Below are 22,774 nucleotides of genomic sequence, written 5' to 3' on the forward strand. Positions count from 1 at the left end.
TCTTCGGTCATCGGCTGACATCCTCCCACCACGTATCCCGTGGTGGGACGCCAATGCGGTCGATCCGCTGTCCCGGCTTCGGCACGGCGACCTCGGTTCCGGCCTCGGTCGCCGCCGCGACCATCCGCTGGACCGGCTCCGACCAGCCGTGGAAGGCCAGATTGAAAGTCGCCCAGTGAATCGGCACCAGCAGGCCGTGTCCCGCGTCTCCCCTGTTGAGATCGGCGTGTGCGCGCACCGCCTCCTCGGGATTCATGTGCACATCGGGCCAGGCGGCGTCGTAGGCCCCGATGGGCAGCAGCGTGATGTCGAACGGGCCGAGGTTCTCACCCGCCTGGGTGAACGCCTTGGTGTAGCCGGTGTCGCCGCCGAAGTACACGCGATGGGCGGGACCCGCGATGGACCAGGAGGCCCACAGCGTGGTGTTGCGCACCAGACCTCGGCCGGAGAAGTGGCGGGCCTCGGTGCAGGTGATCACCAGATCGGAGCCGTCGTCGCGGGCGCGGCCGAGGTCGGACAGGGAAACCGAAGTGGCCCAGTCCAATTCGACGATGCGGTCCTCGGGCACCTGCCAGTGGCGCAGGTGCGCGCCGATGCCGAGGGGCACGATGAACACCGCGCTCTGCAAGCGCACCAGCTGGGCGACGGTATCGCGATCGAGGTGGTCGTAGTGGTCGTGGGAGATGATCACCGCGTCCACGGCGGGCAGCTCGGCGAGGGGCTGCGGCACCGGGTGCTGGCGGAGCGGACCGACCAGTGGTGAGGGCGAAACGCGTTCGCTCCATACGGGATCGGTGAGCACGCGGTACCCGTCGACCTCCACCAGCGTGGTGGCGTGGCCGTACCAGGTGACCGCCAGATCAGCCGCCTGCTCCGGAAGTTCCGGCGTCACCAGCGGAATCGGCCCGGGAGCCCGGCCCAGATTGCGGCGGGTGAGCACATTGTTGAGCATCGACAGACCGGAACCGGGATTGAGCATGCTGCTCGGCTCGGTGTTGTGGAACTGACCCTTGCGGTAGCGCACCGACGAGATGGCGGTGGGCTGAATGGCGGAGATGCCCGCGCCCATCGCCGAGGGAATCCCCCACGCCGCCCGCACCACCCAGGTGATGCCCAGCGCACCCGCGGCCGCGCCGACCACCTTGCGGGTGGCCGCGCCCAGCCGGTCACGCGGATCGGCGGCTCCGTCGACCGTCATCGGCCCGTGAACCTCGCCGCGCGCCGCTCCTTGCGGGCCGCTCGTGCCTCTTGCGCGTCCTCGCTGCTCCATGCCGCCATCAACGCCTCTCGCTGCTCGATGGTGTCCGCGTCACGGGTGCCATCGTCGTTGAAGACCAGTTTCATATGTCGTAGGGACAGGGGCGCAAGTTCGGCGATGGACTTGGCCCACGCCTGCGCGTCGGCGAGGGTGCCGAGGCGGTTGGCGAATCCGAAGGTGTAGGCGTCCGCGGCGGATACCGCCTCCGCGCCCAGCAGAATGGTGCGCGCCGGGCCGGAGCCGATGAGCGTCGAGAGCCGCCGTACCGTCCAACGATCCACGGAGATACCGAGTTTCGCCGCGGGGATGGCGATGTAGGAATCCGGGGACATGACCCGCAGATCCGAGGCCAGCGCCAACTGCACGCCCGCCCCCAGCGCCCCGCCGTTGATCGCGGCGATCACCGGCACCGGCACCGATTCGATGGTGCGCAGCATGCCCATCAGGCCGTCCAGGAAGTCGTCGGAGTAGACGCCGTCCAGATCCGCGCCCGCGCTGAAGATCGGCCCCTGACCGGTGAGGACAATGGCGCGCGCCTGCTCGGCGGCCTCTTCCAGCGCCGCCCGCAGCTGCGTCACGAGCTCCAGGCTGAGGGCATTGCGGCGCTGCGGACGCTGCAACTCGATGGTGACGACCTCGCCGTCGCGGCTCACTCCGAGCATCTGTCCTTCCCCACTGTCGGCACCCATGGTCAACCTTCACTTTAAGCGTGCGCGAGCGGCACCTCCGCACCCGACGCGGCCGGGAGTGCCGACCGGTCCGCGGCTACCCGCACCGAAGCGCCGCGCCGGGCGGGGGCCTCGGTACTGTCGGGCGGTGAGTGCGACACCCGACGTGGACATTCTGGTGATCGGCGCGGGGCAGGCCGGTCTCTCGGTCGGCTACCACCTGCGCCGTCTGGGCCTGCGGCCCGAGCAGGACTTCCTCATTGTCGACCACTCCCCCGCGCCGGGCGGGGCGTGGCAATTCCGGTGGCCCTCACTGACTTTGAGCACCGTCAACCGGGTCCACGATCTGCCGGGGATGGAATTCGCGCAGACGCTGCCGCCCGGATCGGAGAACGCCCAGGCGGCCACGGCCGTCCCGCACTACTTCGATCTCTACGAGAAGCGGTTCGACCTGCGGGTGCACCGGCCCGTCTCGGTGGATGTGGTGTGCGACCGCGCCACCCCCGCGACCTGCCCCGATGCGGCCGTCGACGGTCTGCTGCACGCCGAAACTCGTCCGGTGCGCTCCGAAACCGATTCCGGCGGGGGCGAATTCGATCCCGACACCGGTGGTACGGGCGCAAGCAACGGCGGCGACGCCGACCCGAACCCCGACGCCATTGTCGGACGGGACGGCGACGCCGCCGTGTCGCGCACCGAACAGGCCGCCCGACCCGCCTCCTCCGACATCGGCTTGGGCGAACCCCGTTCCGCACTGGCCCAGACCGCCGAACTGCGCGTCCGTGGCTTGATCAACGCAACCGGTACCTGGGACAAGCCTTTCATTCCCTATTACCGCGGCGTGGAAACCTTCGCGGGCCGCCAACTTCACGCCCACGACTACCGCACGGCCGCGGAGTTCGCGGGCAAGCATGTGGTCGTGGTGGGCGGCGGGATCACCGCCATCCAGCTGCTGGACGAGATTTCGCAGGTCACCGGCACCACCTGGGTGACGCGGCGCGAGCCGGTGTTCCGCAGCGGCGACTTCGCGCCGGAACAGGGCCGCGCGGCCGTGGCGATCGTCGAGGACCGGGTGCGCCGGGGCCTGCCGCCCGGCTCGGTGGTCTCGGTGACGGGCCTGCTCGACGACGCGCGCGTCCGGGCGGCCCGCGCGCGGGGCGTGCTGAACCGCCATCCCATGTTCGACCACATCGAACCCGACGGCATCCGCTGGGCCGACGGCGGCTTCCAACACGCCGACGTGATCCTCTGGTGCACCGGATTCCGCAGCGCCCTGGACCATTTGGCCCCGCTGCGGCTGCGTGGGCCGGGCGGCGGCATCACCATGACCGGCCGCCTGGCCACCCAGGTCGCCGCCGATCCCCGGATTCACCTGATCGGGTACGGCCCCTCGGCGAGCACCATCGGGGCCAATCGGGCGGGCCGCGCCGCGGCGGTGGAGCTCACCACGCACCTCGGCATGACGGTCCAGCGCTAGTCGGGCGCGCCTGCGGCGAAGGTCTCCGGATCGGGGCCGACGCGGGAACCCTTGTCCAGGGCCGAGATTCGCGACACCTGGTCGTTGGTGAGCTCGAAGTCGAAGACCGCGAAGTTCTCCGCGATCCGGCCGGGCGTCACCGACTTGGGGATCACCACATTGCCGAGCTGGAGATGCCAGCGCAGGATCACCTGCGCCGGGGTGCGTCCGGTTTCGGTGGCAATGGCCTCGATGGTCGGATCGTCGAGTACCGTGCCCTGCCCCAGCGGGCTCCACGCCTCGGTGGCGATGCCGTGGTCGGCGTGGAAGGCGCGCAGTTCGGCCTGAATCAGCCGAGGGTGCAGTTCGATCTGGTTCACCACCGGCGTCTCGCCGGTTTCGGCGATGACCCGCTCCAGGTGGGCGACGGTGAAATTGGAGACGCCGATGGAGGTGACGCGCCCGGCGGCCTTCAAGGACTGGAAGGCGCGGAAGGTGTCCACGAACAGGTCGGCGGACGCGATGGGCCAGTGGATGAGGTAGAGGTCCAGGTAGTCCAGGCCCAGGCGCTCCATGCTCAGATCGAAGGCGCGCAGCGTGGCGTCGTAGCCCTGATCGGCGTTCCACAGCTTGGTGGTGACATAGATCTGGTCGCGCGGGAGGCCCGAATCGCGAATGGCGCGACCGACTTCGGCCTCGTTGCCGTAGACCGCGGCGGTGTCGATGCTGCGGTAGCCGACCTCCAGCGCCGTGGTGACGGCGTCGACCGCCTGTTCCGGGGTCACCTGGAACACCCCGAACCCGAGCTTCGGTATCACCTGCCCGTCGTTCAGCACGATCGACGGGACGGCACTCGTTTCATTCCTGAAGGTCACCGTTTCGACCGTAGAAGCGGTTTGCCCTGCGGTCAACGATCTGTCTGCCGTGTTGGTCACCGCTTGACACGGTGTTGGGTTTTTACAACACTATGTTGTGTGAGCCCAGTGCGAAGGGGGGAAACCCTCCCGATCTACAACCGAATCGCGGTGCTTCGAGCCGAACACCGTATGAGCCGGGCGGCGCTTGCCGAGGTGGTGAACGTCAATGTCCAGACCATCGGGGCCCTGGAACGCGGCGACCACTACCCCAGCCTCGACCTCGCCCTGCGCATCTGCGATGTCTTCGGGCTGCCCGTAGAAGCGGTGTTCTCCCGCACCGAATTCACGCCGCTGTCAGCGGAGATCTACTCGAAAGGACGGCCATGACCACCGCGACCACCGGTCTCATCGACCGCTATCAGAACTACCGGGTCCGGCGCTGGCTGGTCCACGAGCAGCGAATGGCCGGAATGTTGCCGGGCTGGCGCACCCGGCGTCGCCGCCGCGCCCTCGTGGTCGCGGTCGCGGCGAGCATTGCCGTCCTGTTCGTCATCGGCGTGCTGTCGGCCTTCGACATCCGGTGGGCGCCCCTGCTGTGGCTGCCGGGCGCGGCCGTGTTCCTGCCCTCGTGGACCATGCTGCGCATCGCCTCGCAGGGTCAGGACAACGCACCCGCCGAGACGCTCGACGAGTGGGAGATCGCGCAGCGCAATGCCGCTCGCTCGGTCGGCCTGGCCATCACCCAGTCGCTGGCCCTGCTCCCGGTGCTGTACCTGTTCGTCGCAGGCGCGGTCGCCCCGGAGGCCGACGCCTTCCACATCGCCTACGCGGGCGCGTCCCTGACCCTGGCCACCCTGCTCGCCGGTGGCTGCGCCCCGGCCATGATCCTCGGCTGGACGCGGCCCGATCCCGAACCGGAGCCGTGAGCGACTAGCCGCCGGGCAGCCCCAGGCGGCGGTAGCGCAGGCGGCGATCGGCGCGCAGTCGCGCCAGCGGGCGGGCGGTCAGGTCGGCCAGCTCGGCGGCGATGGCGGTCACCATGCGGCGGGCGAACTCCACGGGTTCGTCTGCCGCATCGGGTTTTTCGGGGACGATGCGGTCGACTACGCCGTCGCGCAGCAGGTCGGTGGCGCGAATGCCCTGGGCGGCGGCCATCTCCGGGGCGTGGCCGGTATCGCGGTGGACGATGGCGCTCGCGCCCTCGGGCGGGAGTGGAGCCAGCCAGCCGTGCGCGGCGGCGAGGACGCGGTCGGCGGGCAGGAGGGCCAGCGCGCCGCCGCCAGTGCCCTGACCCAGCAGGACCGAGACCGTCGGGGTGTCCAGGGTGACGAGATCGGCCAGGCAGCGGGCGATCTCGGGCGCGAGGCCGCGCTCCTCGGCCTCGCGGGACAGTGCGGCTCCGGCGGTGTCGATCACCAGCACCAGGGGTACTCGAAGTTCCTGGGCCAGATGCATACTGCGGCGCGCCTCGCGCAGAGCGGCCGGGCCCATGGTGGTGTCGGCGGTCTGCCCGGCGCGGTCGTGGCCGAAGACCACGCAGGGTCGGCCACGCAGGCGCGCCAGGGCGAGGACGACGGTGCGATCGGATTCGCCTTGGCCGGTGCCGCTCAGCGGGACCCGATCGGTGGCGCGGCGCAGGAGGTCGCGAAGTCCCGGGCGGTCGGGACGCCGGGAGATGGATACCGACTGCCAGGCTGGAATGTCCTGGGAATAAAAGGGTTTTGACGAAGAACCATCCAATATGGCTGGGCCTTGCGAATATTCGGTATGGGAGGCGGGAGAACCACTGAGCACGTTGAGGGCTCGGTGGGCGATACGGCGGAACACCCGCACGGGGACCACGCCGTCGATCACGCCATTGCGGTAGAGATTCTCCGCCGTCTGCACACCTTCGGGAAAATCCGCGCCGTACAGGGCCTTGTACACCCTCGGCCCGAGGAACCCGATGAGCGCGCCGGGTTGAGCGAAGGTCATGTGCCCCAACGATCCCCACGAGGCGAACACGCCGCCCATGGTGGGATCGCGCAGGTAGACCAGGTACGGGTACCCCGCGGCCTTGTGCTCGGCCACCGCCCCGGCGATCTTCACCATCTGCACGAAAGCGACTGTGCCCTCTTGCATTCGGGTACCGCCGGAGGTCGGCGAGGCGAGCAGCGGCAGCCCCAGTTCGGTGGCCCGCTGCACCGCCGACACGATGCGCTCGGCGGCGGACACACCGATGGAACCCGCGAGAAAGCCGAATTCACAGGCGATCACGGCGACCCGCCGCCCGCGCAGCAGGCCCTCCCCGGTCAGCACCGATTCGTCGAGACCGGTCGCTTCCTGAGCCGCCCGCAGTTCCTCGCGATACTCCGAAGACACGGCAATGGCGACCGGGGGTCGATCCCAGCTCACGAAGGAACCGGGATCGAGCAGCCCACCGAGGAGTTCCCGCGCCGAAATTCTCACCGCGCGAGCGTAGCCGGGACCGAGTCCCGCGACACCGCCAGCGGCGGCGCGTGTTCGCGGCCCCGCACGAGGGCCACGAAACTCAGAAGCCCTGCACGACCTTGCGCAGCGCGTACTCGGTCACCGCGACCAGCGCCTGCTTCACCGGCTCGCGGCGGCGGGCGTCGATCGAGAGGATCGGCACATCGGCCGGGACCGCGAGGGCCTGGCGAATGTCCTCGATCGGATAGCGCGGCGCATCGTCGAATTCGTTGATGGCCACCAGGAAAGGTAGGTTGCGCGCCTCGAAGTAGTCGACCGCCGCGAAGCTGTCCTCCAGCCGACGCGTATCGACCAGCACCACCGCGCCGATGGCGCCGCGGATGAGGTCGTCCCACATGAACCAGAAGCGGTACTGGCCGGGCGTACCGAACAGATACAGCACCAGATCGTCGGCGAGGCTGATCCTGCCGAAGTCCATGGCCACCGTGGTGGTGGCCTTCGACGGCACGCCCGTCAGGCTGTCCACGCCGACACTGGCATTGGTCACCAACGCCTCGGTGCGCAGCGGAACGATCTCCGAGACGGCGCCGACCAACGTCGTCTTGCCCACACCGAAGCCACCGGCAACCACGATCTTCGCCGACGTCGGCTTACTCGTGCGTGTGTCGACCTGTGTCGTCGAATCAAATACGCCGGAGTCCACTGAGAACCCTTTCGATCAGCTCGCGACGTTCATCGTCGCTGGAATCGTCTTTCAATGTCGCCGAAACCTTTACGTGGCCGGCTTCGATCAAGTCGGCGACCAGCACCCGGGCGACCCCGATGGGGATACCCAGGCGCGCGGCGACCTCGGCGACAGACGGCGATTCTCTGCACAACTCCACGATTGACGTCTCGATGTTGGTGAGTTCGAACTGCCGCTCGAGGGCGACCGGATGCGATGCGACGAGCGCCTCCAACGCCAACTCCACCGTCGGCCGCGTACGACCGGCGGTCAGGGAGTATGGGCGGACGAGACTGGGCTCGGCGCTACCCACGCGATGATTGTCTATGTCCATCCCACCATCAGGAACCCATCGTGACGCGAGGTGTGGCCTGGACTGTCTGGCCCACCCGCTCGACCAACAACGCCATCTCGTACCCCACCTGTCCGATGTCACAGGACGTATTGGTGAGCACCGCGAGGTAGGAGCCGTCGCCCACCGCCATGAGCAGTAGGTAGCCGTGTTCCATCTCGACCACGGACTGCAGGACGGTGCCGCCCTCGAAGAGGTTGGACACACCCACCGAGAGGCTCGCGAGGCCCGCGGTCACCGCGGACAGCTGTTCCGCCCGATCCACGGGCAGCTGCGCGCTGGCCGCCATCAGCAGGCCGTCGGCCGACACCAGCACGGCATGCGCGACGCCGGGAACCTCATTCGCGAAGTTCGAAACCAGCCAATCCAGCTGTCGCTTCGTACCACCTAGATCGGGGTTCATCGGTCTCCTTTATCTCCGGTTAGGTTCATTTCTTGCTGTGCGCGGCCATCCCGGACGCCCTGCTGGTGACGACTCAGGCTCGACCTGATGGATTCCGGATCACGACGCGGCTGGCGGTCGGCCGTGCCATTGACACCACCCGGCACCAAGCGGTTACCCGGATTGCGCTGCGGCAGACCGGCTGCCGTGCGCTGCTCCGCCTGAGATTCCACCGCACGCCGCGCGGCTTGCCAACCCTCATCACCCGGTGATTCGAAGGAAGCGGCCACCTGGGACCGGTCCGCGTTCGGATCTTGCAGCCACGCCGACATCATTTCGGCGAAAATCGGCGTCCCGAGCGAAGACTCGGACTCACCGGCGGGCTGCAACCGGGTCTGGAAGAAGGACGCGGCCTTCGCCGGATTGGACCGGAAGCTGTGCTTGCCGGGGCCTGCGGCCGACGCGTCCTCCGAAGAGGAGGAGCGGCTCAGCCCCGGCACCGGAGCCGGACGCTGCGGCAGACCCGCACCTGGCTCACGCACCGGCAGCCCGCTCGGACCCGAGCGCTGCGGCTGACCGCCCGGCTGCTGCCGCTGGGGCAGGCCGGTGGCGGCGGCGCCACGCTGCGGCAGACCGGTATCGCGTTGCAGCGGAGTCGATTCCCGCTGCGGGAGCGCGGACTCACGCTGCGGCAGCACCGAATCCCGTTGGGACGCTGCGGTATCGCGCTGCGGCAGACCGCCTTCGCGCTGCGGTAGGCCACCCGGGCGCTGCGGCAGGCCACCGGCGGCGGCCTCGCGCTGCGGCATGCCCTTGCCACCCGGCTCGCGGGCCGGAAGACCGTTCGGATCGCGCGGCGGCGCGCCATTGGCACCCGGCTCGCGGGTGGGCAGACCACCCTGGGCCGACCGCTGCGGCATACCGCCCGCGGCCGGATCGCGCGGCGGCGCGCCATTGGAGCCCGGCTCCCGAGTCGGCAGACCACCCTTGGCGGCGGCCGGACGCTGCGGCGGCGCACCGGCGGCCGGATCGCGCGGCGGCGCGCCGTTGGCACCCGGCTGACGTTGCGGCAGACCGCCATTCGCGCCGCCGTCGCGCGGCGCGCCCGAGGGATCGCGCTGCGGCATGGCGCCGGTCGCCTCCCGCGGCGGCTTACCGCCCGGACCCTGCGGCGCGCCCGGACCCGGACGCTGCGGCATGGCGCCGGTGCCACCCGGACGCGGCGGCATACCACCCGCACCCGGCTGGCGACGCATCATATTCGCGGCGAGCTGCGCGCGCGGCTGCGGCGGACCATCGCCCTGGCGCGGCTGCAAGTTGGTATTCGGCTGTGCCTGCGGAGCCGACGGGCTGTTGGCGCCCGGATCCCGCTGGGGCAGACCGCCACCCGGAGCACCCGGGGGGTTGGCGACCGTGTGGCGCACCGTCGGACCGCTGGTCCCCGGCTGCCGCTGCGGCAGGCCGCCCTGGCCGCCGGAGACGCCCGGCAGACCGACCGACGCGCCCGCGGAACCGGGCTCGCGCTGCGGTAGCCCGCCCGACGCGCCCGCACTCGGCGCTCGCTGCGGCAGACCGCCCGACGCACTCGCGGCGGCAGGGGCCGAGGTACCCGAACCCGAACCGGAACCGGCCGGAATCGGCCCGCTCCCACCGGGATCCACGGTGACCATGACATTGCCGGTGGCGGTGCGCGTCACCGCGCGCATCTGCATGGAGGACGGAGACTGCGGCGCACCCGGCTGCGGCTGCGGCGCGGGCTGCTGCTGGCCGCCCGGCTGCGGCGGCACCGAGATGGCGCCGCCGGGAGCCACGATGAGCGCCTTCGGCACGTGCACGGTCACGGTCACACCGGGATCGCGGGCGATATCGAAGGTGGGTCGCAGCCGCACCGTCAGCCCGTGCCGTTCGGCCAGGCGGCCGACCACGAACAGACCCATGTGGCGGGCGGTGTCCGGGCCGACCTCGGCGGTGGTCTCGAGGCGGCGGTTGATCTCGGCCATCTCCGCGGGCGGCATACCGATACCGCGGTCGGCGACCTCGATGAGCAGACCGGTGTCGTGCGCCTGCGCGAAGGTGAACTTCACGTCCGTCTCCGGCGGCGAGGCGCGCAGCGCGTTGTCGAGCAGCTCGGCGAACAGGTGCGCCATATCGGAGGCGGCCGGTTCGGTGAGCGCGCCGCGCGGCGTCGCGCCCAGCTTCACGCGTTCGTAATCCTCCACCTCGGAGATGGCGGCACGCAGCACGTCGGCGATCTCGACCGGTGCGGACTTGCTCCGGCGCTGTTTGGTACCCGCGAGAATCAGCAGGTTGTCGCCGTTGCGTCGCATACGCGCGGCGAGATGGTCGAGGCGGAAGAGGTTTTCGAGCAGGCGCGGGTCCTTCTCGTCGTACTCCATCGCCTCGATGAGCGAGAGCTGATGGTCGACAAGGGACTTCGAGCGGCGCGCCAGGGTCTCGAACATATCGTTGACCTGGGTACGCATGGCGGCCTGGTCGGCGGCCAGGCGCAGCGCCTGACCGTGGATGTCGTCGACGGCGCGGGCCAGCTGGCCGATCTCCTCGTCGGTCTCCACCGGCATCGGTTCCAGTGGAACGTCTTCGGGGTCCGCACCCTCACGCAGCGCGGAAACCTCCTGCGCCAGGTCGTGTTCGGCGACGCGCAGCGCGGCCAGACGGAGTCGGCGCAGCGGCACGATCATGGAGCGGGCCATCAACACGGCGAGGGCGAGCGCGCCCAGGATGGTCGCGATGACGATGACGGCGTAGCGAATGGCGTCGGTACGGGCGGTGGTGGACAGGTCGTCCACGCGGGAGACGACGTCCTTGGTGGAGTCGCCCACGATGCCCTGGTACAGGCCGAGCGAACGTTCCAGCGAATCCTTGATCTCGGTCACCGGCAGCTGGCCGGAGGCGACCTGCGGACTCGATACCAGCTGAATTCGGGTGTCCACCCCGCGCTGTAGCTCGGCGATGGTCTGATCGCCGTCCGGGAAGCGGTGCGCGAGGATGCCGAGCAGCTGACGTTCGGTGTTCGCGGCGACGGCGAAGTCGGCCAGACCGTCCTTGACGTTGTTGCGTAGCGCCTCGGCCGCACCGGCGATCTCACCGACCATGGCGGCACGGGCATTGAGCGAGTCGACCAGGCGCAGCTTCGCGGCATCGGCCACGCGGTCGGAGACCGAGGACACGATGTTCTCCACCGTGCGCACGCTGTTGCCGCGGACATCCTCGATCTGGGTGAGCGAGTTGGGGATCGACTGCGAGGGTGCCAGTCCGTTGGCCCGCACCGCCTTCGCGCCCACGATCATCTGCTCCAGCGCCGTGCGGGCGCTGGGGATATCGCTCAACCGCGAGGTCGCCTTCTCGGCGAACTGGATCGCGGTGTCGAGCTGGGCGAGTTCCGGATCACTCGTCATCGACTGGTTCGGGCCGAGCATGATCATCTGACCACCCACGACCTGCGCCGAGGCGGCACTCAAACCGGTGATCACCGGAATGACGGCTACATGGTCGACCGCGGTCGACAAACGGCTGGACTCGGCGAACTCCGCCGAGATCCTGGATGCACCGAGCACCACCGCGACCAGCAGCGGGACGGCTAGGACAGCCGTCACCTTCCAGCGCAGGTCCCAGTTGCTCAGCGCCCAGCGCTTGCTGCCGGAACTAGCGGCGTCACGCATCTCCACTCACTTTCCAAACTGGCCCCAGCCACACGCCATAGCCGAGCCGCTGCGATCGCACGCACGCTGGCTCGTCAGGCAGAGCTGACCGAGAACTGCGGCTGGCCGAGAAATTGCGTCCATGACGGCCGAAATATGTGACATGCGATTCTAACGGATCAATAACTTCTTGTGTGACCTCTTGGCAACCACCGGTCGCTGACCTGCCTGTTCCAGACAAAATCAAAGGTCGCGGCGTCCGCCCGGACGTCGCGTGAAGTCTGCCACAATCAGGCAGATCTATCGAGGCGGGCATCGACGGGGAGCTAGGGAGTCACGGGGTTGAACGCGAAGCAGGAGTACCGACCGGCGTACCAAACGAGCCTGGTCGACCCCTCGGAGTTCTGGCTTGCGGCGGCCCAATACATCAGCTGGGAGGTACCTCCCACCCAAATTCTGGACCCGACTGCTCGCCCGACGGCCCGCTGGTTTCCCGACGCTCGCCTCAACACCTCCTACAACGCGCTGGACCGCCATGTGCGCGACATCACATCGCCGGATACCGCGATCAGTGATCAGGAGGGGGGTCGCGCCGATCAGCCCGCCCTAATATACGACTCCGCTATGACGGGGTCCAGGCGTGTCTACACATATAGGGAATTGCTGGACGAAGTCGCCCGATTTGCCGGATCCATGCTGCGCCTTGGGGTTCGGACGGGCGATCGTGTCGTTATATATATGCCGATGATTCCCGAGGCCGTCATCGCCATGCTGGCCTGCGCCCGCATCGGGGCCGTGCACTCGGTGGTCTTCGGCGGCTTCGCGGCTCCCGAACTCGCGGCCCGCATCGACGACGCCGAACCCGTGTTGATCATCACCGCCTCGGGCGGGCTGGAGCCCGGCCGCCGGATCGAATATCCGCCCATCGTCATGCAGGCCCTCGATATCGCGGAGACCACCGCGCCGCGCCTGGTGCTGGTGAAACAGCGCGACGGCTTCCCGACCATCAGGTTCTCCACCCCGCTGGCGGCCACCGAGAATCTGCCGGACTCCTCGGCGACCGTGGCCGCGCGCTGGCTGGACTGGGAGGACGCGGTGCGCGATGCCGAACCGGCCGAACCGGTTTCGCTGGCCGCCACCGATCCGCTCTACATCCTCTACACCTCCGGGACCACCGGAAAGCCGAAGGGCGTGGTGCGCGACAACGGCGGGCACGCGGTGGCGCTGGCCTGGTCGATGCGCAACATCTACGACGTCGCGCCGGGACAGACCATGCTGACCACCTCCGATATCGGCTGGGTGGTCGGACACTCCTACATCGTCTACGCGCCACTGCTGGTGGGCGCGACCACCGTGCTGTACGAGGGCAAGCCCATCGGCACGCCGGACGCCGGGACCTTCTGGCGGCTGGTCGAGGACTACAAGGTGGACGTGATGTTCACCGCACCGACCGCGCTGCGGGCCATTCGCCGCGCCGATCCGCAGGCCGCGGCCGCCAAGGGCCACGACCTGTCCCGGCTGCGGGCGCTCTTCTGCGCCGGGGAGCGGCTGGATCCGACGACGCTGGAGTGGGCGACCGGCACCCTGCTGGCCGACCATCCCGACTGCCCGGTGGTGGATCACTGGTGGCAGACCGAGACGGGGTGGCCCATCTGCGCCAATCCGCTCGGGCTGCAAGAGCTTCCGATCAAGGCCGGATCGGCCTCGGTGCCGGTGCCCGGCTACCGGCTGCGGGTGCTGGACTCCGAAGGCAATGCGGTGCCGCCGAATACCGAGGGCACCATCGTCATCGGGCTGCCGCTGCCGCCGGGGACGCTGACCACGCTGTGGCGCGACGACGCGCGCTTCGAGCGCAGCTACCTGTCCGCCTATCCGGGGCACTACCTCACCGGGGACTCGGGATACTTCGACGAGGACGGCTACCTGTTCGTCCTCGGGCGCACCGACGATGTGATCAATATGGCCGGGCACCGGCTCTCCGCGGGTGGGATCGAGGCGGCCATCGCCGGACATCCGGCGGTCGCCGAGACGGCGGTCATCGGCATTCCGGATGAGCTCAAGGGCCAGCGGCCCATTGGCTACGTGGTGCTCAAACAGGGTGTGGACCTCGATATGGAGGTGCTGCGCCGCGAGGTCACCGAGCGCGTGCGCGAGCGGGTCGGCGCCATCGCCAGCCTCTACGACGTGGTCGTGGTGAGCGCGTTGCCGAAGACCCGCTCCGGAAAGATCCTGCGCCGCACCATCCGCCAGATCGCCTCCGGCGAGCAGTACGAGGTCCCGCCCACCATCGAGGACGCCAGCATGCTCGCCATCCTCGAACAGCAGGTCGGCGACGCCGCCGCCCTCATGCGCAGCGGCGACCGCACCATGCCCTTCCCGGCCATCGACAAGCCCGGCGGCCCCGACCAATCCGCCGACAACGCCATCACCAACTGATCTGTCCGCCGTCGCTCCTGGTCGGCTTCTGGAGCAGGCCCCCTTACGGAACTCTCAGAGTGTGTTCATCCGCGTCCCATGTCGGTGGCCTAGCGTCGGGCGGACGCGGATCGGCTGGAATCCGCGTGTCGTCAACCGGAAAGGTCGATGCATGTCATCCCTCCGCACCCGCCCGCGCAAGACCGTCGCCGCCGCCGGAGCGCTCGGCGCCCTCGCCGCCGTCTCCGTCTGGCTCTACCCCGCCTCCGCCTCCGCCGCGCCCGTGGACATGGTCGCGCCGCTGCTGAACTCGACCTGCACCTTCGACCAGGTGGATGCCGCGCTGCACGACAAGGCCCCGGCGCTGGCGCAGTTCCTGGACCAGAACCCCGACACCAAGGCCGAACTGCGGGCCAAGTTCGACCAGCCCATCGAACAGCGTCAGGCCGAGGTCGACGCCTACCTGCGCGAGCACCCGGAGGCCGCCGATCAGGCCGCCAACGATCCGCGCGCGGGTGGAATCGCCGCCGCCATCCAGGCCGTTGCCGATTCCTGCCACAACTACTGACCCGGGCTGGGCCAAAATGGAAGCCGTGGCCGAACGCGGAGAGACCCCGACCGTCCTGGTTGTCGACGACGACGAGGACGTTCTGGCCTCCGTCGAACGCGGGCTGCGGCTCTCCGGCTTCAAGGTGGTGATCGCCCGGGACGGTGCCGCGGCCCTGCGCTGCGTCACCGAGCACTCCCCCGACGCCATCGTGCTCGATATGAACATGCCGGTCCTGGACGGGGCCGGGGTCGTGACGGCCCTGCGGGCCATGGGCAACGAGGTGCCCATCTGCGTGCTCTCGGCCCGCAGCTCCGTCGACGACCGCATCGCCGGACTGGAGTCGGGAGCCGACGACTATCTGGTGAAGCCGTTCGTCCTCGCCGAACTGGTGGCGCGCATTCGGGCGCTGCTGCGACGGCGCAGCGATACTCCGGCCGCCTCGACGCCCGGCGGAATCACCGTGGGGCCCTTGGAGGTCGACGTGGCCGGATACCGAGCCCTGTTGCACGGCAAGGAGATCGAACTCACCAAACGGGAATTCGAGCTGCTGTCCACGCTCGCGCGCAGCGCCGGGGTGGTGTTGAGCCGAGAGCGCCTGCTGGAGCTGGTGTGGGGCTACGATTTCGCGGCCGACACCAATGTGGTGGACGTCTTCGTCGGCTACCTGCGGCGCAAACTCGAGATCGACGGCACGCCGCGACTGCTGCACACCATTCGCGGGGTCGGATTCGTGCTGCGGGCACCCAAGTGAACCGCGGGGCGCTGTGAAGGGCCTACTGCCGCAACGGTTCCGGCGCTCCCCCGCGGGTGAGCGCACGCGCCCGCGGCGCTCCTACTCGCTGCGCACCAGGGTGGCGGCGGCCGCGGCCCTGGGCGCGACGATCATTGTCGCGGCGCTGAGCTGGGTGACCATCTACGCCATCGAGCGCAACAATCTCGAACAGGCCGATCAGCAGTTGAAACTGGCCTCGCAGATCGTGCTCATCGAACCGGTGCTCTCGGTGGGCGTCCTCGAATTCCTCGGCGCGAACCGGAGTTTGGCCGTCACCGTGCGCACCGACAAGGGCCAGGTGGCCAGCACCAAGAACGTGCTGCCGGAGCTGCCGCTGGGCTCGGAGACCGTCACCGTGGACGGCGTGCCCTACCGGGTGCTCACCACCGATCAGAACCAACCACCGGGACGCACTGTCGCCCTGGGCATTCCGACCACCCAGACCGCCGAAGCCACCGCCGACCAGCGCCGCTGGGTGCTCATCGCCGCCGTGGTCGCGGCGGTGGCGGCGGCCGCGCTCGGCTGGCTCTTCGGCGGGCGCGCGGTGCGGCCCATCGCCAAACTCACCAAACAGGTCGACGAGCGCAGGCCGACGGGCGGCTCCGGCACTTCGCTGCCGGTGGACGGTTCGGGGGTGCTGGAGGCGGAGAAGCTCGCCGACGCCGTGAACACCATGTTGCGGCGGGTGGACCGGGCGCAGGCCGAGACCGCCGCCGCCCTCGAGACCGCCCGCGATTTCGCCGCCGTCTCCGCCCATGAACTGCGCACGCCCCTCACCGCCATGCGCACCGACCTGGAGGTGCTGCGCACCCTCGACCTGGACGAGACCCAGCGCACCGAGATCCTCGCCGACCTCCAGCGCAGTCAGGACCGTGTCGAGGCCACCCTGGGCGCGCTGGAACGGCTCGCCGCCGGTGACCTGTCCAATGAGCGCGACCACGTCGAGACCGATGTGGTCGAGGTCTGCGATGCCGCCGCGCACGACGCCATGCGCCACCATCCGACTCTGAAGGTGCACGTCGACACCGACCCCGAATTGGTGACCCGAGGCCTGCCCACCGGACTGCGCCTGGCCATCGACAACGCGCTCACCAATTCCGCGCGGCACGGCCGCGCGACCGAGGCGATATTGTCGGCGCATCGAGCCCGCAACGGGCACATCGTGATTTCCGTTGACGACAATGGACGCGGAATTCCCGAGGCCGAACGCTGGTCGGTATTCGACCGTTTCTTCCGGGGCAGTCAGGCCAGTAAGGGCGGCTCGGGGCTGGGTTTGGCCTTGGTGGCGCAACAGGCCCAATTGCACGGTGGGCGAGCCTATTTCGACGACGGCACCATGGGTGGCGTGCGATTGGTGCTGGATCTTCCGGATCGCTCGTTATCCCTTACCGAACCCTCAGACAAACGCCAGGGCTGAGGACAATTCGTACCCGTACGGTCTGAAAGAGTGTTCCCACAACGCACTCGGACATCGACCTCCGCGCATCGCACCGCATCCCCGCGCCGTCGCAGGCTCTGGATCGTCGCGCTCGCCTGCGTCCTCGTCGGGGCGCTCGCCGCCGGGGTCGTCGGATACCTGCGCTGGTCGACGCCGCCCACGGCGGTGGCGCTCATCAATACCGATGACGGTCCGCTGGGTGCGCGCATCGCCACATCGCTCCAGGACGGCGGGGCCTACGACTGGGAGGTGGTCGACGAGGCCAGCACCGCCGACTACGCGGTGGTGGTCACGCTGCCCACCGACCTCACCACCTCGGTCGCCTCGCTGGTCACCGACAAGCCGCAGCGGGCGCAGGTCACCGCCACCACGCATCGCAATGCCGATCCAGATCTGGTCAACGACGCGACCAACGAGGTGACCCGCCAGATCAGCGCGGCCGGGATGGACGCCCTGTTCGCCTCCATGACCGCGGCGCGCGGGCAGCTCTCGCAGGTGGCGTTCACCGCCTCGCTGCTCGGTGCGGGCGTGGGGGCGGCGGCGGATGCGGCGGGGCAGTTCTCCGGCGGGGCCGATCAAATGCTCGGCTTTCTGGAAACGGCGAAATCCGGTGCCAGCCAATTGACTTCGGCCATCGCGGTCTTGAATTCGACCGTGTCGGCGGCGACCACGCAGGCGAATCAGCTGGCGGACGCCCTCGATACCACCGGGGTGACGGTCGGGCAGGTGCAGAACACGGCGACCTCACTGAGCTCGGGGCTCGCCAGCATCGTGCCGCTCTTGCAAGGGCTGCCGTTCGCGGGTGATCCGCAATTGGCGAACATCATCACCCAGCTCCAGGGATTGCGGACGATCGCCGATCAGGCGGGTGGGCAGTTGAGCGGATTCGGGGAGATCGTGGGCACGACCGTCACCCCCGACACCCGGATCGGCACGCTGCTGCGCGATGCCGCCACCCGGCTCGGCGACGCCAGCGCCCAGCTGGGTCAGGGCGCGCAGCTCGCGGCGCAGATTCCGCAGATCGCCGATCAGGGCGCGGCTCAGCTGTTGGCCGCCATGGACGCGCTGACCAGCGGCGTCAGCCAGTTGCAGGCGGTCACCACCACGCTCAACACGCAGGCGAATCAGGCCCTGACCGCGCTGCCGCAGCGCAGCGCTCCGCAGTCATCACAAATCGCTATCACCCTCGCCGATCCCGTGGAGATCGTGCGCAAATAAACCCACCAGGCGGTTTAGGATTAGTCCGGTTTGCTCTGATCGACCGGTTTCACAGAACGCGCTCCATCCACACCATTCGGTATCGGAGAGGAACACGATCGTGAGCAGTATTCTCGCCGCCGCACACGAGATGTACGGAACCGTCCTGGCGCAGCAGATGGGCAATCCCAGTGCGGAAACCCCGCCCGCCGCCGACAAACTCATGAAAATGTTCCGGTACTTCACCTGGTTCGCCCAAATGTCCGGCATTGCCGCCATCACCTACGGCGGCGGCCGCTTCGCCTGGGAGAAATGGGGCGGCGGCGGCCTCCAGTCCCCCAAGATGGTCGCCAACGCCATGCTCGGCGGCGCCACCGCCACGAGCGCGGGCACCATCATGAACGCGGTGGTGGGCTGACACACTCGAGCCGGGGACAACTGTGCCCGCCGCGCGAGGCACGGCGGGCACGGTAGTCGGAACGGAACCTCAGCTCAGGACGTCCACCAGGTCGATGACGAAGACGAGGGTCTTGCCGGAGAGGCTGTGGCCCGCGCCCTCGGGGCCGTACGCGAGCTCCGGCGGGATGGTCAGCTGACGGCGGCCGCCGACCTTCATGCCCGGAATGCCTTCCTGCCATCCGGCGATCAGATTGCGCAGGGGGAAGGTGATGGACTCACCGCGCTTCCACGACGAATCGAACTCCTCGCCGGTGTCGTATTCGACGCCCACGTAGTGGACCTCGACGGTATCGCCCGGCTGCGCCTGCGCGCCGGTGCCCTCGACGAGATCCTTGATCACCAGCTTGTCGGGGGCGGGGCCGTCCTGGAACTCGACTTCCGGCTTGCTGCTCATTGATTGTCCTCTTCGATAGCGGGGCTATTCGGTCGGAGATCACCTTATGACGTGCAGCCGTTCCGGACCCGAGCCGGGCGGGGAATGTCGCCGACGGCAGGATGGGTGCCCGTGGCCGAAGTGATCGATATCGAGGACCCGGGCGACCCGCGCGTCGCCGACTTCCGCGACCTCAACAATGCCGACCGTCGGCCCGACCTTCCCGGCGGGAAGGGTTTGGTGATCGCCGAGGGCGTGGTCGTGGTGCAGCGCATGCTGGCCTCACGTTTCCCGCCCTTCGCGCTGTTGGGCGTGGGCAAGCGCTACGAACAGCTGGCCGAGGATCTGGCGGACGTGCCGGTGCCGTACTACCGGGCCACCGCCGATGTGATGGCCGAGGTGGTGGGATTCCATCTCAATCGCGGCGTACTGGCCGCCGCGCACCGCCCGCCGGAGCTGACGGCCGACGCGGTGCTCGCCGACGCGCGCACCGTCGCGGTGCTGGAGGGCGTGAACGATCACGAGAACATCGGGTCCATCTTCCGCAACGCCGCGGGCCTGGGCGCGGATGCGGTGCTGTTCGGCGACCGGTGCTCGGATCCGCTGTACCGGCGTTCGGTGCGGGTGTCCATGGGGCATGTGCTGCGCGTGCCCTTCGCGAATCTGCCCGACCTGCCGGGCGGACTGAATGTGCTGCGCGACAACGGTTTCCAAATCATCGCCCTCACCCCCGACCCCGAGGCCGACACCCTCGCTGCGGCCATGACCGGCGACAAGGTCGCGCTCCTGCTCGGCGCGGAGGGCCCGGGTCTCACCGCGGCGACCATGGCGGCCAGCGATATCCGCGCCCGCATACCCATGACGCCCGGCACCGATTCGCTCAATGTGGCCACCGCCGCAGCCATGGCCTTCTACGAAAGGGTGCGCACGCGCTGAGCGCCTGCGCGAAAATGTGGAGGCGCGCGCCCCGACGACGGGGCTCGCGCGCTACGTTTTTCCGGTGAACACGAGGACGGCCCCGGTGACCTACCCACCCGATGGACCATACGGATACGGGTACTCCGAGCCGACGCCGTGGGCGGCGGGAATCACCGTGGTGGTCATGGTCGCCGCGCTCACCGCGTGCGGCGTGTACGCCTTCGGCGCGGCGCTGGCCGATGTGCATCCCGTTCTCGCGGTCGTGGTGAACGCGATCGCCGTGGGCGGCGCGGCGCCGACCGCTTGGCGCTGGCGCTTCGCGCCGGTCACCCGCTGGGTCATCGTCGGGCTCGCGGCGGGTGTGCTGCTGGGCTGGCTCGCGCTCCTCGCCGTGGGAATGGCGAGCTGAGCCGTGGGCACGGCGAGCTGATCGCGCCGAGGCCGTTCAGGACACCCGGTCGCGCCCGCGCAGCCATCCGAACAGCCCGCGTCTGCCGTTGTGCTCGTGTTCCGGCTCCTCGGGTGCGGACGGCTTGGGGGCCTGGCCCTTGGGGAACAGCGAGAAGCCGCACACCTCGATCTCCTCGGGGTCCAAGGGCATGCGAGCCAGAGTCGGGTAGTCGTCGGGGGCGGTGCCCGGACCCTTCGTCGCCGTGGTGCGGTACCGGAATCCGAGCCACTCCGCATTGGCGGCATCGGCGAAATCCGGTGGGTCGAAAGGCAGTAGCTGCGGGTCGGGCAGTTCACCCGCACGCAGTTGGATGGGGTGGTTCCCGGCCCAGTACGCCCGCTCCCACACCAGCGGCAGCCCCTCGTCCTCGAGGATATTGACCCGGGTGGCGCTGAAGGAGCGCCGGAATTCCCCACGCTCCCAATGGGCGAACGCGCCCCACCCCATGGCCAGGTCGTAGGAGACCAGGTAGGTGTACTCGGAGGCCAAGGGCCGCACCAACAATTCCGGCAATCGGGTCGGGCGGGCCAGCGCGGCCTGATTCGAACAGACCACCGTGATGCCGGGATAGCAACCGATGTACACGGATTCGGGATCCGGACCGGCCCACACCTTCATGGTTCCGGAGGCCGCGGGCACCACGTCACGGTCCGGATTGAGCTGTTTGGCGAGGGCGAAGGCGGCGTCGGGATCGGGTCCGGGGTGCGCGCGTAGCACCGCGACCGGGTCGGAGGCGTCGACGTACCAGAGTGACGAGACTGTGGACGGCACTTGCGCGGCACCTCCCGAAATCATTTGCGACCCAAGTATGGCTACTCTTGAGCAACATTAGATGGTCGAATGCCCAGTCGGTGCGTGACCGGCTCGGCACTCACTGCCATCTCTTCAAAATCTACCCTTGTCAGGCCCGAAATGGCGCTGTTGCGCAACGTTGTTCCCCGGCGCGGCGAACGAACGGGCGGGCACGGGGTACGGGCGAATCGACCAGCCGCGCGCACTCTGCGAAATAGCTGGCAGTCACATTGCCGAGCGGCGCGACATGCCGAAACGACGCGCGGGCGGCGGCAATCGGCCAGCACCAGGATCGGCGGCACAGCAAACTATTGGCATAACGCCTGACGGATTGCTGAACCGTTCGGCTGGAAGCCCCTACGCCCCGTGTGACATCACACGGGCGTCGCTCAGTGGCCGGAGCTGCGCACGCCTAGGAGTACGTCTTCCCAGGACGGCATGGGCGCCTTGCCGCCACGCTTGGCGCGACTGGGCTTCTGCGCGGGCTGCTTCTGGGCAGGCTGCTTGGCGGCGGGCTGCGCCGGGGCGGGCGCGGGAGCCGGTTCGGCCGGAGCGGGCTCGGCGGGCGGCGCGGCCGGAGCCGGGGCCGAATTGGTCTGGGCGGGCGGCTCTTTGGGGGCCGCGGGAGCCGACGGCGCGGGGGCCGGGGCGGCGGGCGGCGGCACCGGTACGGCATCCGCGCCGACGGCGGCGCGCTGCTCGTAGAAGTTCTCCAGGGGCTGCTGCTCCGAGACCCGCGAGGTCTCCTCGTACTCGACCCGCGCGGGCGCGGGGGCCGGTGCGGGAGCGGGCTCGGCGACCGGCTCCTTCTGGTCCGGCAGGATGGTGGCCAGGCCGCGCAGGGCGCGCCCGAAATCCGGATCGATCAGGTCGGAGGCCGGATCGTCGAGGGGCACCACCGAACCGCCGTGCGCGTCGGGCTGGTAGCGCCAGTGCGCGGCGATGACGGAACGACCCGCCTGCCACTGCAATTGGGCGACCCAGTAGCCCTTCTCGTCCTTCCAGGCATCCCATTCGGCGACCTCGATATTGTGGCCGCGCTCGGCGAAGGCCGCCGACACGATCTCGATGAGGGTCTCCACGGAGGGTCCGTCATTGCGCACCGGATGCGCCTTCTGCGCGAGTTCGGCGGCGCGCTGGCGCTCCAGCAGCACGGGGTAGGCGAAACGCTCGACCCGGCTCGCGGGCATACCGGATTCCTCGGTGACCTGGTCGACCGAGGCGCCCGCTCGGATACGGGCCTGGATATCGCGAGGACGCATCGTGGCTTCCGTTTCGATCTCGATCTGGCCGAATCGGGCAAGGTCTCCGCGCGCTGCCGCACGCAGTTTGTCGTCGGCGGCGAGCCGATACTTCTGGCCGGTTTCGGTATCGATGCACACGATGTGCGTGGAATCGGGCGTCAATCCGATCACTCGAAGTTCACGCACCGTTACCTCCTATTCGCGTCGGCTCGCGACACCGCCCACGTTCTGGAACAGTAGTGCACTTCTGTGATCCGTGGGGTAAGACACGCGGCGCGGAAATCTGCTCACAGACTTCCGCGCCGCATTACTGTGATCGATTCTGCCACAGTATCGAAGCCGCGGTTCGCGGATTCAGTACCCGCTAACCGTTTCCATT

The 22,774-nt window shown here is 69.0% G+C and carries 22 protein-coding genes; 11 read left to right on the forward strand and 11 right to left on the reverse strand.

Translation table 11 applies throughout. The features are described from left to right. Positions 1-7 precede the first annotated feature (7 nt). Both ACIBH2_RS25995 and ACIBH2_RS26000 read right to left on the reverse strand, forming a co-directional pair. On the reverse strand, positions 8-1,198 hold the full coding sequence (locus ACIBH2_RS25995; RefSeq protein WP_397121966.1) for an MBL fold metallo-hydrolase: 1,191 nt from the start codon (positions 1,196-1,198) through the stop codon (positions 8-10). Beyond that, positions 1,195-1,920: an enoyl-CoA hydratase gene (locus ACIBH2_RS26000; protein ID WP_397123014.1), complete on the reverse strand. Its 726-nt coding sequence runs from the start codon at positions 1,918-1,920 to the stop codon at positions 1,195-1,197. Before ACIBH2_RS26000 ends, ACIBH2_RS25995 begins: the two co-directional genes overlap by 4 nt. Before the next feature lie 154 nt (positions 1,921-2,074). On the opposite strand from ACIBH2_RS26000, the gene ACIBH2_RS26005 reads away from it, so the two are divergent. Next, positions 2,075-3,403 carry a pyridine nucleotide-disulfide oxidoreductase gene (locus tag ACIBH2_RS26005; RefSeq protein WP_397121968.1) on the forward strand — a complete coding sequence of 443 codons (1,329 nt, stop codon included), beginning with the start codon at positions 2,075-2,077 and terminating at the stop codon, positions 3,401-3,403. On the opposite strand, the gene ACIBH2_RS26010 is transcribed toward ACIBH2_RS26005, so the two are convergent. Further along, positions 3,400-4,257 carry an aldo/keto reductase gene (locus ACIBH2_RS26010; RefSeq protein ID WP_397121970.1) on the reverse strand — a complete coding sequence of 286 codons (858 nt, stop codon included), beginning with the start codon at positions 4,255-4,257 and terminating at the stop codon, positions 3,400-3,402. The genes ACIBH2_RS26005 and ACIBH2_RS26010 overlap by 4 nt on opposite strands. Positions 4,258-4,356: 99 nt before the next feature. Here ACIBH2_RS26010 and ACIBH2_RS26015 point away from each other — a divergent pair, with 99 nt between their 5' ends. Continuing rightward, positions 4,357-4,626: a helix-turn-helix transcriptional regulator gene (locus tag ACIBH2_RS26015; protein WP_397121972.1), complete on the forward strand. Its 270-nt coding sequence runs from the start codon at positions 4,357-4,359 to the stop codon at positions 4,624-4,626. Next, entirely contained in the window at positions 4,623-5,165 is a 543-nt protein-coding gene (locus tag ACIBH2_RS26020) for a hypothetical protein (protein ID WP_397121974.1), read from the forward strand. Before ACIBH2_RS26015 ends, ACIBH2_RS26020 begins: the two co-directional genes overlap by 4 nt. Positions 5,166-5,169: 4 nt before the next feature. Here the strand turns inward: ACIBH2_RS26020 and ACIBH2_RS26025 are convergent, their stop codons facing one another. The 5 genes from ACIBH2_RS26025 to ACIBH2_RS26045 form a co-directional block, all read right to left on the reverse strand. Next, a complete protein-coding gene (locus tag ACIBH2_RS26025) occupies positions 5,170-6,687 on the reverse strand; it encodes a carboxyl transferase domain-containing protein (protein ID WP_397121976.1) in 1,518 nt (505 codons plus the stop codon). Positions 6,688-6,769: 82 nt separating this feature from the next. Next, positions 6,770-7,372, reverse strand: a complete 603-nt coding sequence (locus tag ACIBH2_RS26030; RefSeq protein WP_397121978.1) for a GTP-binding protein — start codon at positions 7,370-7,372, stop codon at positions 6,770-6,772. Continuing rightward, a complete protein-coding gene (locus tag ACIBH2_RS26035; protein WP_397121980.1) occupies positions 7,353-7,727 on the reverse strand; it encodes a DUF742 domain-containing protein in 375 nt (124 codons plus the stop codon). Before ACIBH2_RS26035 ends, ACIBH2_RS26030 begins: the two co-directional genes overlap by 20 nt. 7 nt (positions 7,728-7,734) lie before the next feature. Next, positions 7,735-8,148 (reverse strand): roadblock/LC7 domain-containing protein, encoded by a 414-nt coding sequence (locus ACIBH2_RS26040; RefSeq protein WP_029930951.1) that lies wholly within the window; start codon positions 8,146-8,148, stop codon positions 7,735-7,737. Further along, positions 8,145-11,807 carry an ATP-binding protein gene (locus ACIBH2_RS26045; RefSeq protein WP_397121982.1) on the reverse strand — a complete coding sequence of 1,221 codons (3,663 nt, stop codon included), beginning with the start codon at positions 11,805-11,807 and terminating at the stop codon, positions 8,145-8,147. The genes ACIBH2_RS26040 and ACIBH2_RS26045 overlap by 4 nt, the downstream gene beginning before the upstream one ends. A gap of 321 nt (positions 11,808-12,128) precedes the next feature. Here ACIBH2_RS26045 and ACIBH2_RS26050 point away from each other — a divergent pair, with 321 nt between their 5' ends. The 6 genes from ACIBH2_RS26050 to ACIBH2_RS26075 all read left to right on the forward strand — a co-directional run bounded on the left by ACIBH2_RS26050 (position 12,129) and on the right by ACIBH2_RS26075 (position 18,576). After that, positions 12,129-14,222 (forward strand): AMP-binding protein, encoded by a 2,094-nt coding sequence (locus tag ACIBH2_RS26050; protein WP_397121984.1) that lies wholly within the window; start codon positions 12,129-12,131, stop codon positions 14,220-14,222. Between the two features lie 151 nt (positions 14,223-14,373). Next, positions 14,374-14,769, forward strand: a complete 396-nt coding sequence (locus tag ACIBH2_RS26055; RefSeq protein ID WP_397121986.1) for a hemophore-related protein — start codon at positions 14,374-14,376, stop codon at positions 14,767-14,769. Positions 14,770-14,794: 25 nt separating this feature from the next. Beyond that, complete coding sequence (locus ACIBH2_RS26060) at positions 14,795-15,502, forward strand: response regulator transcription factor (protein WP_397121988.1); 708 nt, start codon at positions 14,795-14,797, stop codon at positions 15,500-15,502. Positions 15,503-15,515: 13 nt separating this feature from the next. Then, positions 15,516-16,940 (forward strand): sensor histidine kinase, encoded by a 1,425-nt coding sequence (locus ACIBH2_RS26065; protein WP_397121990.1) that lies wholly within the window; start codon positions 15,516-15,518, stop codon positions 16,938-16,940. A 30-nt stretch (positions 16,941-16,970) separates the two neighbouring features. Continuing rightward, positions 16,971-18,179 carry a YhgE/Pip domain-containing protein gene (locus ACIBH2_RS26070; protein ID WP_397121992.1) on the forward strand — a complete coding sequence of 403 codons (1,209 nt, stop codon included), beginning with the start codon at positions 16,971-16,973 and terminating at the stop codon, positions 18,177-18,179. Between the two features lie 100 nt (positions 18,180-18,279). Then, positions 18,280-18,576, forward strand: coding sequence for a hypothetical protein (locus ACIBH2_RS26075; RefSeq protein ID WP_397121994.1), 297 nt, complete (start codon positions 18,280-18,282; stop codon positions 18,574-18,576). Between the two features lie 69 nt (positions 18,577-18,645). Here ACIBH2_RS26075 and ACIBH2_RS26080 read toward each other — a convergent pair whose 3' ends face one another. Beyond that, complete coding sequence (locus ACIBH2_RS26080; RefSeq protein ID WP_397121996.1) at positions 18,646-19,011, reverse strand: FKBP-type peptidyl-prolyl cis-trans isomerase; 366 nt, start codon at positions 19,009-19,011, stop codon at positions 18,646-18,648. A gap of 111 nt (positions 19,012-19,122) precedes the next feature. Between ACIBH2_RS26080 and ACIBH2_RS26085 the strand changes: the two genes are divergently transcribed. Together ACIBH2_RS26085 and ACIBH2_RS26090 are read left to right on the forward strand one after the other, a co-directional pair. Further along, positions 19,123-19,926, forward strand: a complete 804-nt coding sequence (locus tag ACIBH2_RS26085) for a TrmH family RNA methyltransferase (RefSeq protein ID WP_397121998.1) — start codon at positions 19,123-19,125, stop codon at positions 19,924-19,926. A gap of 64 nt (positions 19,927-19,990) precedes the next feature. Beyond that, positions 19,991-20,317 carry a DUF2537 domain-containing protein gene (locus ACIBH2_RS26090; protein WP_397122000.1) on the forward strand — a complete coding sequence of 109 codons (327 nt, stop codon included), beginning with the start codon at positions 19,991-19,993 and terminating at the stop codon, positions 20,315-20,317. A gap of 36 nt (positions 20,318-20,353) precedes the next feature. On the opposite strand, the gene ACIBH2_RS26095 is transcribed toward ACIBH2_RS26090, so the two are convergent. Both ACIBH2_RS26095 and sepH read right to left on the reverse strand, forming a co-directional pair. Beyond that, positions 20,354-21,130, reverse strand: a complete 777-nt coding sequence (locus ACIBH2_RS26095) for a DUF6928 family protein (RefSeq protein ID WP_397122002.1) — start codon at positions 21,128-21,130, stop codon at positions 20,354-20,356. 410 nt (positions 21,131-21,540) lie between these two features. Further along, positions 21,541-22,581 carry a septation protein SepH gene (sepH, locus tag ACIBH2_RS26100; RefSeq protein ID WP_397122004.1) on the reverse strand — a complete coding sequence of 347 codons (1,041 nt, stop codon included), beginning with the start codon at positions 22,579-22,581 and terminating at the stop codon, positions 21,541-21,543. Between the last annotated feature and the right edge of the window lie 193 nt (positions 22,582-22,774).

The organism is Nocardia sp. NPDC050406, assembly GCF_044459025.1.
Taxonomy (GTDB): Bacteria; Actinomycetota; Actinomycetes; order Mycobacteriales; family Mycobacteriaceae; genus Nocardia.